Origin of the sequence: Paenibacillus sp. Soil724D2, assembly GCF_001427935.1 — a bacterium.
Lineage (GTDB): Bacteria > Bacillota > Bacilli > Paenibacillales > NBRC-103111 > Paenibacillus_E.
Window position 1 is genome coordinate 1 of record NZ_LMRY01000002.1, and the last position, 15,497, is coordinate 15,497.

A 15,497-nucleotide genomic window follows, 5' to 3' on the forward strand; every position below is an offset into this window, starting at 1 on the left:
CGCAGAGGCAGCTTAGAAATCGAATTTTCAAAAAATGAGGGACACCCTGCTAGGGGAACTCCGTGCATTAACCAATATTTAATTATGAAATTGACTCGAAAGTGCAACAATTCTGCCTAGATGCCACCTTTATCCCTTCGATGTTGCATCATGTACAACAATTTGGTCCTATATAGGCCATTTCGCAACATATGGGCTCAAAATGTTGTACAAAGTGCAACTTCAAGTTGTGAAATAGCCTTTTGGCGCGCAAATTGTTGTACCACATACAACATCCTTAGATTGCCCAGAAGAAATAAATGAAATTATGATCTTATATATTTAAAAAAGCGTTACGAACATGGGGCTGCCGCCTCAAACGTCCGTAACGCTTTTACTTTAAGCTTTATCAACGTAGTTATTCATCACTAACATGGCTGCGCCTACAACGATCGATTTGCTCTTCAACTCGGAAGTCAGAATCTTGAACGTGTCACGAAAAGGTTCCCACACCACCTGCCCGCACTGTTCTTCGATTAAAGGCACAATCTCACTGTAATTTTCCACCAAATCTCCACATAATATGACGGCATCGGGATTGTACATGCAGACAATATTGTTAATGGTTATGCCAATGTAAAGCGAAGTTCTGGATATAATATCTTGGGCCCAGTTCTCTTCGTTCTGTGCAGCTGCAAAAAGCTGCTGGATATCGGCGGTCTCCTTGATTCGGTTTGCTTCATGCAGAATAGCCGACTCGTCGATATACGTTTGCAGACATCCTCTTTTGCCACATTCGCACATGTTGCCATTCGGATCCAGCGTGGTATGTCCTAATTCCCCGGCACTGTTTGAACCTCCGCGAAAAATGTCGCCATCAATGATCAAAGAGGAGCCTACGCCGGTGCCCAACTCAATCAATGCTGTCTTTCTCGATCCGCGGGCAGACCCTAGTAAATACTCAGCAAGGATTTTCACTTTCAAGTCATTGTCAATAACTGTCTGAATATGCAGCTTGTCCTGGATGAACTGAGCAAAAGGGATATTTTTCCAACCCAATGTCGACGAATATTGGACGCTTCCCCGTTCATGGTCGATCACACCGGGCACACCTATGCCGATGCCAATGATTTTCGACTTATCTAGATTTTTATGCGCAATCATCAAGTTAATCATTTCGGAGATGATGGCGGCCGTAGCTTCGGGGGTTGTTTGCAAAGCGATATGATCAACTCGCTCCTCATGCAGAAGTTCACCGCTGAACTCCATGACTCCGAACTTAATCGCCTTTTTACCGATGTCGACACCAATTGTATAAACCGCCTGGGGATCGATATCTAACATAATCGCCTTACGTCCAACGCCTACCGAGGTTAACGCGGTTTCCCTCACCAATCCTTGTTCACATAACTCACCTACGATACGCCCTACAGATGTAGGACTTAACTTGGTGATTTTGGTGATTTCCGCTCGAGAGATGGGCCGACTCTTTTTAATGATTTCCAAAATCATCTGCTTATTGTGCAGTCTGATCACATCTTGGTCATGCTTCTCAATTTTTTTCATTTACTTGGATTCCTCTTCTTATTCCACCCATGTTAATAAATCTAATGTTAACCATCCTACACACCGCAGTCAACCATTAGCAACATGATCCCTACCCATATTTTTTATATCTTTAATTTTTTCCGTATCGATCTCATTTATCGGATGATTATCCACTCGTACCCCTCTACCGAAATGAATCTCTTTCACACCTGTCGCTTGAAGGAAGGCAGGAATTGAACTTACGGTCAAGCCGCTTCCGGCTAAAATTTGCAGGTGAGAATGCTCCGCTTTCTTAACAAGCTGTTTGATTTCTTCTTGTGCATCAAGCACGTTTGGCTTTCCTCCAGAAGTGAGCACCCGATCAATTTGTCTATAAGATAGCAGTTCCTCTAGAGCCTTCTCGAGATTGGTTACTTCGTCAAATGCACGATGAAAAGTCACAGATAACCCCTCCGCCTCATCTAACAATCGGCGCAGCACCTCGTGATCAATCATACGGTCTTTGGTAAGCGCCCCAAGTACAATGCCATGAGCACCAATCCGTTTCACAGTCTGGATATCTTTCATCATCACGCCAAGATCTCTCTGGTCATAACAAAAAGATTGGCTATGCGGGCGAATCATCACTTGAACAGGGATCTTCGTGCTGTGCACAACCTCATCAATTAAGCCGTAGCTAGGCGTTAACCCGCCTTCCAGAATCCCAGTTATGAGTTCGATACGATCCGCACCGCTCTGTTCGGCCAGTAAAGCATCCTTCACGGTAGTCGCAATAACTTCCAGCAGCATAATTCTCCTCCTAATATAGGGATCTTTGAGCGTAGCTCAAAGTCTCTCCGCTTTGGGATCTTTGAGCGTCGTAGCTCAAAGTCTCTCCGCTTTGGGATCTTTGAGCGTCGTAGCTCAAAGTCTCTCCGCTTCACCAATTGAAGTCGTTATCCTTTGACTGCACCCTCTGTTAGTCCCGATACAATGTATTTTTGGGCAAAAGCAAACATAATCACAACCGGAATCAAGGATAAAATACCCGCTGCGCTCATTTGTCCCCAGTTAATATCAAATTTTTGCACAAAACTGCTTAGCCCTACAGGGACTGTTTTGGTGCTTTCGCTATTCGTAAACATAACTCCGAAAAACAAATCATTCCACGCGCCTGTAAATGCGAATACAAGGGTAGCAACAATTCCCGGCCGCATAATGGGCAGAATAATTTTGATCATCGTTTGAAACTTGTTACACCCGTCAATTAGAGCCGCTTCCTCGAGAGATACGGGAATTCTCTGAAAGAAACTGGACATCGTCAGTAAACAAAAAGGAATGTTCATGGCCGTATAAGTAATGATCAACGAAGGCAGCTTATTTAACAAGTGCAAATGACTGAATGTAATGAAGAGAGGAACTAAAATAACCATCACAGGAATCATTTGAGTAGCCAAAAAGGAAATAAGAAATAGCTTCTTGCCTCGAAATGAATATCTGGCCATACTATAGCCACCAAGAATGGATACAATCAACACCAAGATTGAACTACTCATACTTACTATAAAACTGTTCATAAAATAATGCGGAAAGCTAGAATTCTGAAAAGTATCTATATAGTTCGCAAACGTTAAATTTTTGGGCCAAAGCGTTAGCTTCCCGCTATAAATTTCCTGTCTATCCTTTAGAGAAGTGACTAGCATCCAATAAAATGGAAACAACGCACCGATTAGGAACAATGTTAACGCAATGACTCGAGAAACTGTAGGGGTTACATTCCGAACATAGGAGACCATTAGAAATCACCTGCATCATCATATTTAGTCGTTTTCAAGAAAATTAACGTATAAAGAATAAGTATTGCTAGCATCATAATTCCCAATGCGGAGGCTTGCCCATAGTCGGTCGTATAGAAGATTTTATTAAATATATAGGAAGGCAAGTTATGTGAAGTATTAGCTGGGCCCCCATTGGTCATGATGTAAATCAAATCGGCTGAATTGAATACCCAAATCACTCGGAGCAGCAATGTAATAATAATCGTCGGTTTGATATAAGGAATCGTAACTCGAAACAGTTTGGTCATTCGGCCTGCCCCGTCAATATCAGCAGATTCATAGATGTCTTTAGGTACGTTTTGCAGAGCAGCAAGAATCATAATCCCGAAAAAAGGCACTCCATACCAAACCATAGCAGCGATGACTGGGTAAATAGAGACATGTGGAATAGCCAAAAAGGGGATGCCTTTTTCCAGAATTCCGAGTTTCACCAATAAGTAATTAATAAGCCCGTTCTGTTCATTAAACAACCATTTAAAAATCATTCCGATTAAAAAAGCAGACACGGCCCAAGGCAGAAAAACAATAGATTGGTAGATGTTTTTCCCTTTAAATTGTTTGTTAAGCGCTAGTGCCAAAATAAATCCAAGAACGAATTGCAAACATACCGTTAGGATGACCCAAAGTACAGAATTACCTAATATTTGAGGGAGATTCTTATCGGCCAGTAAAGATCTAAAATTTTCAAAACCTGAAAAGTGGATATCCCCCGGTTCAAATAAGACATAATGCATAAAAGCAAGCTTAAGTCCTGATAGTAACGGATAAGCAAAAAAAGCTAGAATAATTAGAACAGCAGGAGTGATTAATAAATAAGGCTCGAATGATTTCCATCGAATTGCTTTTAGCATACTTTCTCTCCCCGCCTTTTCAATACTTTAGAATAGATAACCGGGGATTCATTCGTGTCCCCGGTTATCTGCCTTCTTTTTATGGATTTTCCTTCATATAAGCTTGTTGTTCTTTGGTTAGAAAATCTGCAAGATGCTTAACAGTATCCTCGAGCGATTGCGCCTTTGTCAAATATTTTTGCGTTTCTTCTACTGCGAACGTTCCCGTGAATTGACCAAGCTTCGTTAAATGGCTCGGAGGGCCTGCAAACACAATGTTGGAATCCGCCATGGAACCTGCATACCCAGCAATAGGACCTTTGCTGAAGAACGGATCTTTCAGGTTTTCTTTGTAAATAGGAATCGTTGAATTTTTAATACTGTACGCTAGGTTGTTCTCAGGAGAGCTTAAGAATTCGATCAACTTCCAAGAAGCCTCTTTATTTTGTGATTTGGAAGACATGGCGTAAGCCGCTGTGTAACCCCAGAAAATGTAACGTTTTCCGTCATCGGCTTTAGGCATTGGAACTACATTCCATGTGCCTTCTTTCATATTTTTCTGAGCTGTAATAATAACTTCAGGCGTTTGATTTAAAATAGCCGTTTGACCGTTTAAGAATCCTTGAACCATTTCGTTGAAGCCCCAGTTGACAGACTCTTTAGGAGCATTTCCGTTTAAGTAAACATCATAAAATTTCTTAAAGGCCGCAGCGCCTTCAGGTTTATACAAAATCGATTTACCATCTTTATCAAACCAACTATCGGAGTGAACCGCCGCCATAACATATTCCATTGCGCGAATAACGCCATTGGCTCCTCCTCTGAAGGAAATACCGTATCTGTTTTTCGCAGAGTCTGTGAATTTTTGCGCTAGATTAAAGTAATCATCCCATGTCGCGATGGTCTCGGGCATATTCAGTTCTTTAAACCAATCGCTTCTTATAAATAAGCCCTGCAGCAAGAATCCATCTGGAATCGCATAGACATTCCCTTTGAATTTGTTTCTCGCTTGTTTGGTTGCTTCCGTCAAATTATTTAATTGATCCCATTTGTCATAAAAGGGTTGCAAGTTCTCGATATAACCAGCAGAAGCCATAGCTACTAAAGAAGTATCATCAATACTCAATACGTCAGGAAGAATGCCAGCTGCACCCATGGTCATCCATTTCTTATTCGCATCATCCCAAGGAACAGACGTATATTCAACTTCGATATTCGGGTTTTTCTCTTGAAATTGCTTCAAAAGCCCCTGCATAAGCGCTGTTCTTTCCGGGCTTGGCAGCGGATCGAGATACGAGATTTTCGCTTTCTTGCCTGTGGCTTCTTTGGCTCCTGCGGCTCCAGTGGCTTTTGCCGCTTCATTCTGCCCGCCATTCGTAGAGCAGCCTGCTAAAGCAAAAGTAAGTACTAGACTGGTACATAAGGCTAGAATCGTAGCTTTTTTCTTCATTTTTATAACCCCTCCTGTAATTTGATCTATGTTATAAAATCTTGCTGAAGATCGTTTCCTCAACATAATTTAGTAACTAAGCCTGGGTATCTATATGATTTCTAAGGTAAAAACCGCTTTGTTTGTTCCGATAACCTTACGATTATCGTTCGTAATGTCAGTTGGTGTGAGTTGATACATACGATCGATCGTCTCTTGGTTACTATATCCAATCTGCTCAAGGATGGATGCCGTAATGATAGGCCACTCGTCCTCAGAGCCATCCATCACTTTAAGCGCGAAACCTAGCTTTTCTTTTTTCAATCCAAAGCAGTACACGCCTTTCGCACCGCCCTTAGCGACAATATTGGGATCCATAAGTAAACTGGAACAGATTCTTTCTGAACCAGCAATCATCTCATAATGCTCGTTCATGAGAGCGGTTATTCGGATGACGGCGGATCGAATTTCAAGATCTTCAATCACTTCTGGACAGGCCAGCTTCATGAAGGCAGTCGCTAAATGCTTAAGAGGAATAGCGAACACCGGAAAACCGCAACCGTCTGTACCTATGTGGATCTGTTCTCTTGGACATTCAGATAAGTAAGCGAGGGTGTCTACGATCTCGATTTGAGCAGGATGATCAGGTTCAAAGTAGCCTTCAGTCGGATATCCCATTGTTTTGCACAAAGCAAGAATGCCAAGATGCTTTCCAGAACAATTATGATAAATCGAACGTTTAGGCTTCTGTGCTCTAAGCATGGCTTCTGAAGCAGGCACACTTAAGGGGTAAGTGGGGTGACAGACAAGCGCTTCCTCTCCCACTCCAATCTTGGTAAGCATGGATTCCAATGCTTCAACATGGAAGGTTTCCGCACGATGGGAGCCGATCATAATTGCCGTTTCTTTATCAGATAGGCCAAACTTTCTATCCGCGCCATGCCTAATGACAGGAATAGCTTGAAATGGTTTTCCGGATGACCTTAAATATGTTAATGATTCTACATCCCCTACTGCGTACTTAACAGCACCCGAGATGGAGACTCCGCAAATATGCCCGCTATGCACGCATTCCAAAGCACCTCCACGATACTCTTCAACTAATGTTTTATCCATTTCGTCTTCCCCTCTTTTGCGTAAAATTTCATGGTCTAATGTTGTTGCGAGGCCAATTATTCCACAGATGTTATTAATTGTCGAAATAAAACAATGAAACGATAATATTACCAGACAAAAATGACTGAATGCATGATGTAAATGTTCTTTTCTTCTTTTATTTATTCCAGTGATGTTAATAATTAAATATTAACAACTCACCTATCTGTTGTCAAACATTTTTTGTTTTTTTGTTAAGTAAACTAACAGGTAACGCTTTCGTAGTGAAATTTCACAGATTAGGTGACAATTTCAAAATGAAATGATGTCAACTAAGTTAACTCTAATCTCCAGGTAGTAAGAGCCCGAGCTTCGACATACAGGCGCTAACGAGACTCCCGCCAAATTTCTTCCTCAGCTTGAACGATAGGAGCTACCGTAAGAGTTGGAGCCTCGACAGCAGGCTGAGAAGCAGACTCTTCTATAGGCTCGTCCTTTAAAAGTTTTACCGCCCTTGATACGTGTGCAGAGGCAAAAAAAGCCTTCTGCAAAAGGAATCCTTCCCTTTTGCAGCAGGCTTTCTGTTTTAACCCAGCACCACGCGGTCATCCGACAGCTTATTGCCGCTGATGTGCTCGAACTCACCGAGCAGCTGCTCCACGGTGAGGTCCTTCTTCCGTTCCTCGCTCACATCAAGAATGATGCGGCCTTTATCCATCATGATCAGGCGGTTGCCGAGACGTATCGCCTGCTCCATGTTGTGCGTGACCATCAAGGTGGTCAGCTTCATTTCGCGCACGATGTCCTCAGTCAATCGTGTGATGAGCTCCGCGCGCGAAGGGTCCAACGCGGCGGTGTGCTCATCAAGCAGCAGAATCTGCGGCTTGGTGAACGTCGCCATCAGCAAGCTGAGGGCTTGGCGCTCTCCGCCGGAGAGCAGGCCCACCTTCGCGCGCAGACGGCCCTCCAGGCCGATGCCGAGGCGCTGCAGCTGTTCCAGGAACAGCGCGCGCTTACGCGAGGTGACGCCGAAGCTCAGCCCGCGCTTCTTGCCGCGGGCATACGCCATGGCGAGATTCTCCTCGATCGTCATTCGAGGAGCGGTCCCCGCCATGGGGTCTTGAAAGACGCGGCCGACCCAACGGCTGCGCTCGTATTCCGGCAGGTGATGAATCACCTCACCGCTAATAGCGACTTCGCCGGCATCCGGCGTCATGACGCCGGAGATGATGTTCATCAGCGTCGACTTACCGGCGCCGTTACTTCCAATGACCGTGACGAAGTCACCGGGCTTGAGGTTCAAGTTAATGCCGATTAGCGCGATTTTCTCATCCGCTGAACCGGGGTTAAATAGCTTAGAAACATTCGAGAGCTGAAGCATTAGCGATCACCTCCCTTGTTCATTTTCACAGCGAGGGCGATGAGCTCAGCTGAACGCCTTTTCGCTGTTGCTTTTTGCTTAATGGCTCGCTGCACGGAAGGTAGAACAAGCGCGATAATAACAATAATCGCGGTAATGAGCTTCAAGTCGGATGCTTTTAGCCATTCGACTCGCAGGGCCAATGCGACAACAATACGGTACACGATGGAACCGAGTACAGCAGCCAGTGTCGCTTGAAAAACCGTCCGAGCGCCAAAAATCGCTTCCCCAATAATAACGGAAGCTAGTCCAATGACGATCATCCCGATCCCCATCGAGATGTCGGCAAAGCCCGACTGCTGCGCGATGAGAGCTCCAGATAGTGCCACTAATCCGTTCGATATACTGACGCCTAGAATCGTAGTATTGTCCGTATTCGCACCAAAGCTGCGAATCATTCTCGCATTGTCACCGGTTGCTCGCAGAGCAAGTCCCAAATCAGTATGCAGGAACGCATCCAGCAGCAATTTGAACACGATGACAATAATAAGCACAACCGTAATCGGCGACACCGAAGTGAATATCGTATCGACATTGAGAAGTGAAATGTTAGGCTTGCCCATAATGCGCATATTAATGGAATACAAGGCAATCATCATAAGAATCCCTGATAAAAGTCCATTAATTTTACCTTTCGTATGGAGCAGTCCCGTACAAGCTCCAGCCACAAGCCCGGCTGCAAAAGCAGCGAAACAAGCTAGCAGCGGCGAATAGCCATGAGCAATCATGATAGCTGCAACAGCGCCGCCTGTTGTAAAACTCCCGTCCACCGTAAGATCAGGGAAATCGAGAATGCGAAACGTGATATAAACACCAAGCGCCATCAACGCATAGAGAAGACCCAGCTCGACGGCACCAGTCATTGAATCCATCATGTGAATAACCTCCTACTTTGAAAAAAAGGGGTGAACGAAAGCGACGTTCACCCCTTTTGTGTCTTAATCCTTACTGAATGATGTTTTTCTCTTTATCTTTTACTGCATTTTTCATAGCGTCTGTTACATCAATTCCTTGAGCTTTTGCTGCCTTCAGGTTTAAGATCAGATCCATTTTTTCAGGAACAGTTACTTTCATGTCTGCTGGTTTTTTACCATTCTTGAGAATGTCGACAGCCATTTGGCCAACTTGGTAGCCATGATCATAGTATTTGAAGCCAACTGTTGCAAAAGCACCTTTTTCCACGGTATCACGGTCACTGGAGAAGAACGGAATGTGTTTTTCATTCGCGATTTGAATGATGCCATCCACGCCGCTAACGACCGTGTTATCCAGTGTAATCAAGAAAGCATCCGCGCGGCCAACGAGGGATTGCGCTGCTTGTTTTACCTCAGACGTATTAGTAACCGGCGCTTTAATGAGCTTAATACCATGTTTCGTTAAGGTTTGCTCTGCATTTTTGGCCATGATAACAGCGTTAGGCTCACCTTCGTTAATAACAAGACCAACTGTTTTCACTTTAGGCATGTTCGCAGCAACGAAATCCATTAATTGCGCAACAGCCATTGGGTTCGTGTCTGAAGCTCCGGAAACATTACCGCCCGGCTTGTCCACATTGCTGACGATTTTGGCTGCAAGCGGGTCTGTAACAGCTGCGAAAAGAATTGGAGACTTCTTCACTTGCTGTACAAGAGCTTGTGCAGATGGTGTTGCGATACCAAGTACCAAATCGTAGTCGGCGGAAGCAATTTTTTGAGCAATGGATAAGTTATTCGGTTGATCGCCTTGCGCATTGTTGAAATCGACTTTCAAGTTGGTACCTTCCACGATACCGCCATCTTTAAGAGCTGCAAGGAAACCTTGACGCGTTGCATCCAGAGACGGATGTTCGACAATTTGTGAAATCGCGACTTTATAAGACTTTTGCGCGGCTGCTGTTGCTGCCGGAGTAGCTGAAGCCGCAGCGCTTGCTGCTGGAGCCGGAGCTGCCTTCTGCCCACAACCTGCTACGACCATAAGAGCTGCTGTTAATGCGAATGATACGAGTGCTTTCTTTTTCAACATAATTACCCCTCTCTAAGTTCCCATTTATCGCTTGGACTCATTGCTCACTCACCACTTTAACGCTTTTGCGGGACAAAGTTTGAGGATATGAAATACCCAAGGCTCCATATTAATTAACCATAGTTTAAAGGGCTACTGGGTTTCCGTCAATTGTTTTATCCGCATTTATATGTTTTCTGTTAACATTTGGAGAAGATTGCTCAGGACTGCTGTTGAACATAAAAGTCACGAAGCAATTCATCCATCACCCGATTCGTTCGCGCCGCAGTCCGACCGGTACTAGGACTTTTGCCAATACCCCGAAGCTCGTCAACCACAGATTGAATAAGAGGCTGTTGCACATGAGCCGGATACGGAATGGCGTACTCCTCGATCTGACCATCTGCCATCTCCAAGCGAATATCATCGCTAAACGTCGAGAACGCAATTTTGCCCAGACTCCCCGTAATTTCAGTTACGTCACTGCGCTTAAACGAGTTGAAGCTCCAAATCCCAGCACCCATAACACCAGACTCAAATGCATAGGTCGTTGTCACGATATCTTCGACTTGATACTTGCCCGACTGATTTCTGGCAAAACCTTTTACTTCCCCAATTGGGCCAAGTAAATAATCAAGAACATCCAGCGTATGACTCGCCAAATCAACGAACAAACCGCCTCCCGAAAGCTCCGGCCGTATGCGCCACGGCTGCTCCTGTCCATCATCATCCCTCAAGGTTTGGAGAAAAGTCGTCTGCACAAATCGAACCTCACCAAGGATACCGCTGTCAAGCAATCTTTTGATCTCAACAAATTTCGGCAAGCCTCTGCGATAATAGGCCACGAATAAAGGTACCTTTGCTTCTTCGCAAGCAGCTATCATTTCCAAACATTCCGCATGATTCCTCGCCATCGGCTTTTCCACATAGACAGGCTTCCCCGCCCGTGCTGCCAGCAGGGCATATTCCCGATGATAACCTGGAGGTGTCGCGACATAGATCGCATTGACATCCGGATCGTTGACCAACGCTTCCGCATCATCGTACCATGCAGCAACTCCATGCCTTTTGGCGTAATCTTCTGCTAGCGCTCCATTTCTTCGCATCACAGCGACAAGCTCAGAACCCTCCGCCTTTTGTAAGGCCGGCCCGCTCTTGACCTCAGTCACATCCCCACAACCAATAATACCCCATCGCACCTTATCCACTTATCCAAACCTCCTAATAGGTCACAGTGATACAAGATTTTATCCTACATATTCGACATGAGACCGTCTCCTCCTTGTGACCTTTTTTATAAATGCAGCAAAGCAGTTAGAAACAATGGCGAGGGAAGATGAATATAAAATTGCCTCTCTTAAGAGAGAAAATCTTAAAGCTTGAACCTTCTCTCCTTTTATTGTGAACAGACGAATAAATTAGGACTCCTTACTCTCAGTGTAATGGAGTTGCAGAAAATACAACAATTGCTGCCCAAATCCAGCCTCTCTCGCTTCAATGTTGTAAAACCTGCAACAATTGGGACCCCATACAGGCGTTTTTGCCTCAAATGGGTCAGAATTGTTGTACAAACTGCAACATCAGCTTGCAAAATAGCTATTGAGGGTGGGAATTGTTGTAGAAAATACAACACTATCCACATCCATACTCACAAGCCTGTCGATTAACCAAAAAAATGGTACAAAAAAAGGCCGCTCATTCGGTAATGTGTTTGTACCCCTACAAACATCCGAAACGAGACGACCTCATTGAAATTCTACTATGCTATTAAATATTCTGCAAACAGTTCTCCCCCTCAGCGAACAGACTGGCCATGTTGATTCTGAGCATAATTTTACGATCAGGGAAATTTCACTATTCATCCAAAGTGATAAGTTATCTTATAGCGTATTCGATCTGTTATATCGTATGAATCATTGAAGCCAGTATGGATGGTCTACTAACGAACAACTTAACCCTCCCCTGCTTCCAAAAGTAAGTCATTCAACAGGCTTCATTTCACACACCAATCAGAGATTCAATCGGGCAAATTAGTGAGATGTTGCATTTCATACAACAATCGGCGCGTAAAATCAGGCAAATCGGATTAATGTTGTATTTCGTGCAACAAATCGATCGAATTTTCTTAGAAAACTGTGTTTCCAGCTCAAATTGTTGTACGAAATGCAACATATTGGGTTGCAGTGGTGCAAAAGTAGATATATTGTTGTACATTGTGAAACTTGGACCAATCATGAAGCTGCGCACGTTTCGACCTATCGTGAAACTGTGGACGGCCAACAACATGACGTGGTACTGCACCTTAACAACCTCAATAACCTCAACAACTCCGCCCAATGGCCACCAGTGGCAAAAAGCACACATATGCGCTGGCTCCTCAATTAAAAAAGCGTTTCAAACCCCGAAATTCCAGGGTTCGAAACGCTTTTCGCATTATTATCTCATCCTATTTTAGGAACGAACCTCAACAGATGCCAGCTGTGAGTGATCTGCAGTCGCCTGCTCATGCAGCTGCAGCTGCTGCGTAGCAAACTCGCGGTACATCTCATGGGACTCCAGCAACTGCTGATGTGTACCACTGCCCGTCACGACGCCTTTGTCCAGGAAGATAATTTGATCGGCATCTACGACCGTCGATAAGCGATGCGCAATCACCAACGTTGTGCGTCCTTGCATCAAATTCTGCAGCGCTTGCTGCACAACGACCTCCGATTTACTGTCCAGACTCGATGTTGCTTCGTCCAGCATCAGAATCTTCGGATCCCGTAGCAAGGCTCGCGCAATGGCGATCCGCTGCCGTTGTCCACCCGACAGCTTGATGCCGCGTTCGCCGACCTCGGTCTCATACTTCTGCGGGAGGTCCTCGATAAAGTCGTCGGCATACGCCATCTGTGAAGCCCGCTTCAGTTCCTCCATCGTCACTTCATGCTGCAGTCCGTAACAGATATTGTCCCTAATCGTGCCTGCAATCAGCGGACTCTCCTGCGAAACATAGCCAATCTGGCTCCTCCAAGAAATGAGCGAGAATTGATCAATTCGGTCGGTACCCAACGCGACTGAACCCTTTTGCGGCGTATAAAATCTTTCCAAAAGAGAGAACATTGTCGTCTTACCGCTGCCGCTCGGCCCTACAATTGCTGTTACTTTGCCCGCTTCCATGGTGAAGCTGACACTTTTCAGCACAGAGTCCCCTTCTTTGTAGCTGAAAGATACCTGGTCGAAGTGAATCGACTGCGAGGCATTCGTGACGGGTACTCCGGCATGCGGATTCTCTTCTTCATAATCGAGTACCTTGAGGATCGTATCGGTCGCCCCCATCGCCTTCTGTACCTGATTGAAAAACTGCGTAATTTGTGTGATCGGCGCAACAATTTGGAACAAATACAGCATGAATGCAACGAGCTGACCAGCCGAAATAGCTCCAGAGGCAACCTGCATGCCGCCATACCCGAAAAGCACAACAAACAGCATTAGCATGACAAAGGTGACAAGCGGCGCCATTAATGCTTGAATCCGGCCCTCTTTAAGCCCGAATTTGAAAAGCCTTTCTATCCCTGCAGCGCCTTCTTTATACTCAACAGGCTCGGCATTGGCTGCCTTCACTAAGCGCATTTCCGATAGCACTCGATTCAGCACGGAGGTGAAACCAGCTGTCTCGGCTTGCATGCCCTTGGATATTTTAAACATTTGCCGACCCAGCGGAAAAAGAATGACGAAGGCTATCGGGAATACGCTGAACATGATAAGCGTCATTTTCCAATCCATAAACAGAAGCACCACAATAGACCCAATAATCGAGATGATCCCCGTGACGAAACCCGACATATGCTCGGCAATGAGTCCCTTAATGACCGCTGTATCGTTCGTCATCCGAGAGATGGTATCTCCCGTCTGGTGGTTATCATAGTATCTAACCGGCAGCACGAGCAGCTTCCTCCACAAACGATCCCGAATGCCGGCCACAACGCGCTGTCCCGCAAAGTTCAGTAAGTACACCGAAATCCCGGAAGCTACAGCTGATGCAACAAAAGCGATCGCCATCCCGCTAATCTGCGCCCAATTCAGGGAACTAACAGAGAAGCTGTCGACGACATTCTTCGTAAACAGCGGGATCACCAACCCCACCAACGTTGAAATAATACTTAACCCTAGTGCTATGCTTAATACGAGCTTAGGCGGGTTAGCCTGTGCGAGCAAACGAGCGAACCCGCGCCAGTTGCTCTTAACCTTAGGCTCTTCTTTCCTTGTAGCTGCCATCTATCTCTACTCCTTTACCGATTGGATGTTCATCCGTCTCTCTCTTGTATGATCACTTTCTTAGGTATCATACACTTCTATTTTAAACGGAATATAAACAAGATCCCATCGGCCCTCAGGCGGAGAAGCAGCCTCCTATTTCTTTGCCCTCTCGCGATAGTACGCGACTGTCTCGGTAAGCGCTGTACGCAGCGGCGTAGGTCCCGCTTCTCCGCCAAAGCGCTGTACAAACTTACTGCTATCCACGACAAAAGGCTGCTCAAATTGATAGAGCATCTCGATAACCTCCTTGGCTGCCGGTAGGAATAGACCGCCCAGACGAAGCATCCCACGGCCCATCGTGCCAATACGCGGAGCGTGTCCTGCAACCTCGTAGGCTAGTTCTGCGAATCGCCGAGCGCTTACGGTCTCTGCATTTGGCACGTGCCACACCTGACCGAAGGCATCTTCATGCTCACTCAGGGTCACGAGGGCTCGACCAAAGTCGTCTATATACGTAAATGTATGCGGCACATCTGGATTCCCAAGCAGCGAAATCGGCTTCCCAGCCGCCACTGGTGTGAAAAAACGCGAACCAACGGAGGAATTTCCTACCTGAGGTCCAAAGAAATCAGCCCCTCTGCCGATCGTCACTTTCACGATCCCTTTTTGGTGTAAATTCAACAGATCACGAGCAACTTCAGCCCTTACTTTGCCTTTACGCGTGGAAGCCATATAAGCCAGATCTTCATGGATCAACCCCGTAACTTCACCGTACATATAGAGGTTATCCCCCATAATTAGATTCACCTTATGATGGGCAGCGGCTTTTGTAATATGGCTCATCATTTGCTGAAACAAACCATCCCACTTATGATAGGGTGGCGACGCGCATTGAAATACGTTCTTCGCCCCTTTTAACGCAGTTAGAGCACCGCTTTCACTCATCAGATCTGCTTGCATCACTTCAACACCATCAGGTACACTTGCCCTGCCCGAGGAGTTAACCATTCTTACTTTCTTCCCTCTCCTCAAAAGTTCTTTCATGACGGCCCTGCCCAGCGGACCCACTCCCAATATGACTTCCATGCTGCATCCTCCCAAGTGGTTTTCGCCAGAATGACCGGCTAGCTTCTTCTTATGAAATAACAATAAACCCTATA

Annotated in this window: 12 protein-coding genes; all 12 read right to left on the reverse strand. The window is 45.5% G+C overall.

The window, feature by feature from the left end; translation table 11 throughout:
* Positions 1-378: 378 nt before the first annotated feature.
* Positions 379-1,545, reverse strand: coding sequence for an ROK family transcriptional regulator (locus ASG85_RS03985; protein ID WP_060645431.1), 1,167 nt, complete (start codon positions 1,543-1,545; stop codon positions 379-381).
* 69 nt (positions 1,546-1,614) lie between these two features.
* A complete protein-coding gene (locus tag ASG85_RS03990) occupies positions 1,615-2,316 on the reverse strand; it encodes a copper homeostasis protein CutC (protein ID WP_060645432.1) in 702 nt (233 codons plus the stop codon).
* A gap of 146 nt (positions 2,317-2,462) precedes the next feature.
* Positions 2,463-3,302: a carbohydrate ABC transporter permease gene (locus ASG85_RS03995; protein WP_057305252.1), complete on the reverse strand. Its 840-nt coding sequence runs from the start codon at positions 3,300-3,302 to the stop codon at positions 2,463-2,465.
* On the reverse strand, positions 3,302-4,195 hold the full coding sequence (locus tag ASG85_RS04000; protein WP_060645433.1) for a carbohydrate ABC transporter permease: 894 nt from the start codon (positions 4,193-4,195) through the stop codon (positions 3,302-3,304). The genes ASG85_RS03995 and ASG85_RS04000 overlap by 1 nt, the downstream gene beginning before the upstream one ends.
* 79 nt (positions 4,196-4,274) lie before the next feature.
* Positions 4,275-5,624 (reverse strand): ABC transporter substrate-binding protein, encoded by a 1,350-nt coding sequence (locus tag ASG85_RS04005; protein ID WP_057305250.1) that lies wholly within the window; start codon positions 5,622-5,624, stop codon positions 4,275-4,277.
* Between the two features lie 90 nt (positions 5,625-5,714).
* Positions 5,715-6,719 (reverse strand): asparaginase, encoded by a 1,005-nt coding sequence (locus ASG85_RS04010; protein ID WP_060645434.1) that lies wholly within the window; start codon positions 6,717-6,719, stop codon positions 5,715-5,717.
* Positions 6,720-7,284: 565 nt separating this feature from the next.
* On the reverse strand, positions 7,285-8,079 hold the full coding sequence (locus ASG85_RS04015; RefSeq protein ID WP_060645435.1) for an ABC transporter ATP-binding protein: 795 nt from the start codon (positions 8,077-8,079) through the stop codon (positions 7,285-7,287).
* Positions 8,079-8,993, reverse strand: a complete 915-nt coding sequence (locus ASG85_RS04020; protein ID WP_060645436.1) for an ABC transporter permease — start codon at positions 8,991-8,993, stop codon at positions 8,079-8,081. Before ASG85_RS04020 ends, ASG85_RS04015 begins: the two co-directional genes overlap by 1 nt.
* A 70-nt stretch (positions 8,994-9,063) precedes the next feature.
* Positions 9,064-10,119, reverse strand: a complete 1,056-nt coding sequence (locus tag ASG85_RS04025) for an ABC transporter substrate-binding protein (RefSeq protein ID WP_082562362.1) — start codon at positions 10,117-10,119, stop codon at positions 9,064-9,066.
* 200 nt (positions 10,120-10,319) lie between these two features.
* A complete protein-coding gene (locus tag ASG85_RS04030) occupies positions 10,320-11,306 on the reverse strand; it encodes a Gfo/Idh/MocA family protein (RefSeq protein ID WP_057305246.1) in 987 nt (328 codons plus the stop codon).
* Between the two features lie 1,243 nt (positions 11,307-12,549).
* Positions 12,550-14,355 (reverse strand): ABC transporter ATP-binding protein, encoded by a 1,806-nt coding sequence (locus tag ASG85_RS04040; RefSeq protein WP_060645438.1) that lies wholly within the window; start codon positions 14,353-14,355, stop codon positions 12,550-12,552.
* A gap of 135 nt (positions 14,356-14,490) precedes the next feature.
* Complete coding sequence (locus ASG85_RS04045; protein ID WP_063860149.1) at positions 14,491-15,423, reverse strand: NAD-dependent epimerase/dehydratase family protein; 933 nt, start codon at positions 15,421-15,423, stop codon at positions 14,491-14,493.
* Between the last annotated feature and the right edge of the window lie 74 nt (positions 15,424-15,497).

Coding starts and splice junctions, on each gene's coding strand:
- ASG85_RS04040 (WP_060645438.1), bottom strand. CDS start 14,355: ATGGCAGCTACAAGGAAAGAAGAGCCTAAGGTTAAGAGCAACTGGCGC.
- ASG85_RS04020 (WP_060645436.1), bottom strand. CDS start 8,993: ATGATGGATTCAATGACTGGTGCCGTCGAGCTGGGTCTTCTCTATGCG.
- ASG85_RS03995 (WP_057305252.1), bottom strand. CDS start 3,302: ATGGTCTCCTATGTTCGGAATGTAACCCCTACAGTTTCTCGAGTCATT.
- ASG85_RS04015 (WP_060645435.1), bottom strand. CDS start 8,079: ATGCTTCAGCTCTCGAATGTTTCTAAGCTATTTAACCCCGGTTCAGCG.
- ASG85_RS04045 (WP_063860149.1), bottom strand. CDS start 15,423: ATGGAAGTCATATTGGGAGTGGGTCCGCTGGGCAGGGCCGTCATGAAA.
- ASG85_RS04005 (WP_057305250.1), bottom strand. CDS start 5,624: ATGAAGAAAAAAGCTACGATTCTAGCCTTATGTACCAGTCTAGTACTT.
- ASG85_RS04010 (WP_060645434.1), bottom strand. CDS start 6,719: ATGGATAAAACATTAGTTGAAGAGTATCGTGGAGGTGCTTTGGAATGC.
- ASG85_RS03990 (WP_060645432.1), bottom strand. CDS start 2,316: ATGCTGCTGGAAGTTATTGCGACTACCGTGAAGGATGCTTTACTGGCC.
- ASG85_RS03985 (WP_060645431.1), bottom strand. CDS start 1,545: ATGAAAAAAATTGAGAAGCATGACCAAGATGTGATCAGACTGCACAAT.
- ASG85_RS04025 (WP_082562362.1), bottom strand. CDS start 10,119: ATGTTGAAAAAGAAAGCACTCGTATCATTCGCATTAACAGCAGCTCTT.
- ASG85_RS04000 (WP_060645433.1), bottom strand. CDS start 4,195: ATGCTAAAAGCAATTCGATGGAAATCATTCGAGCCTTATTTATTAATC.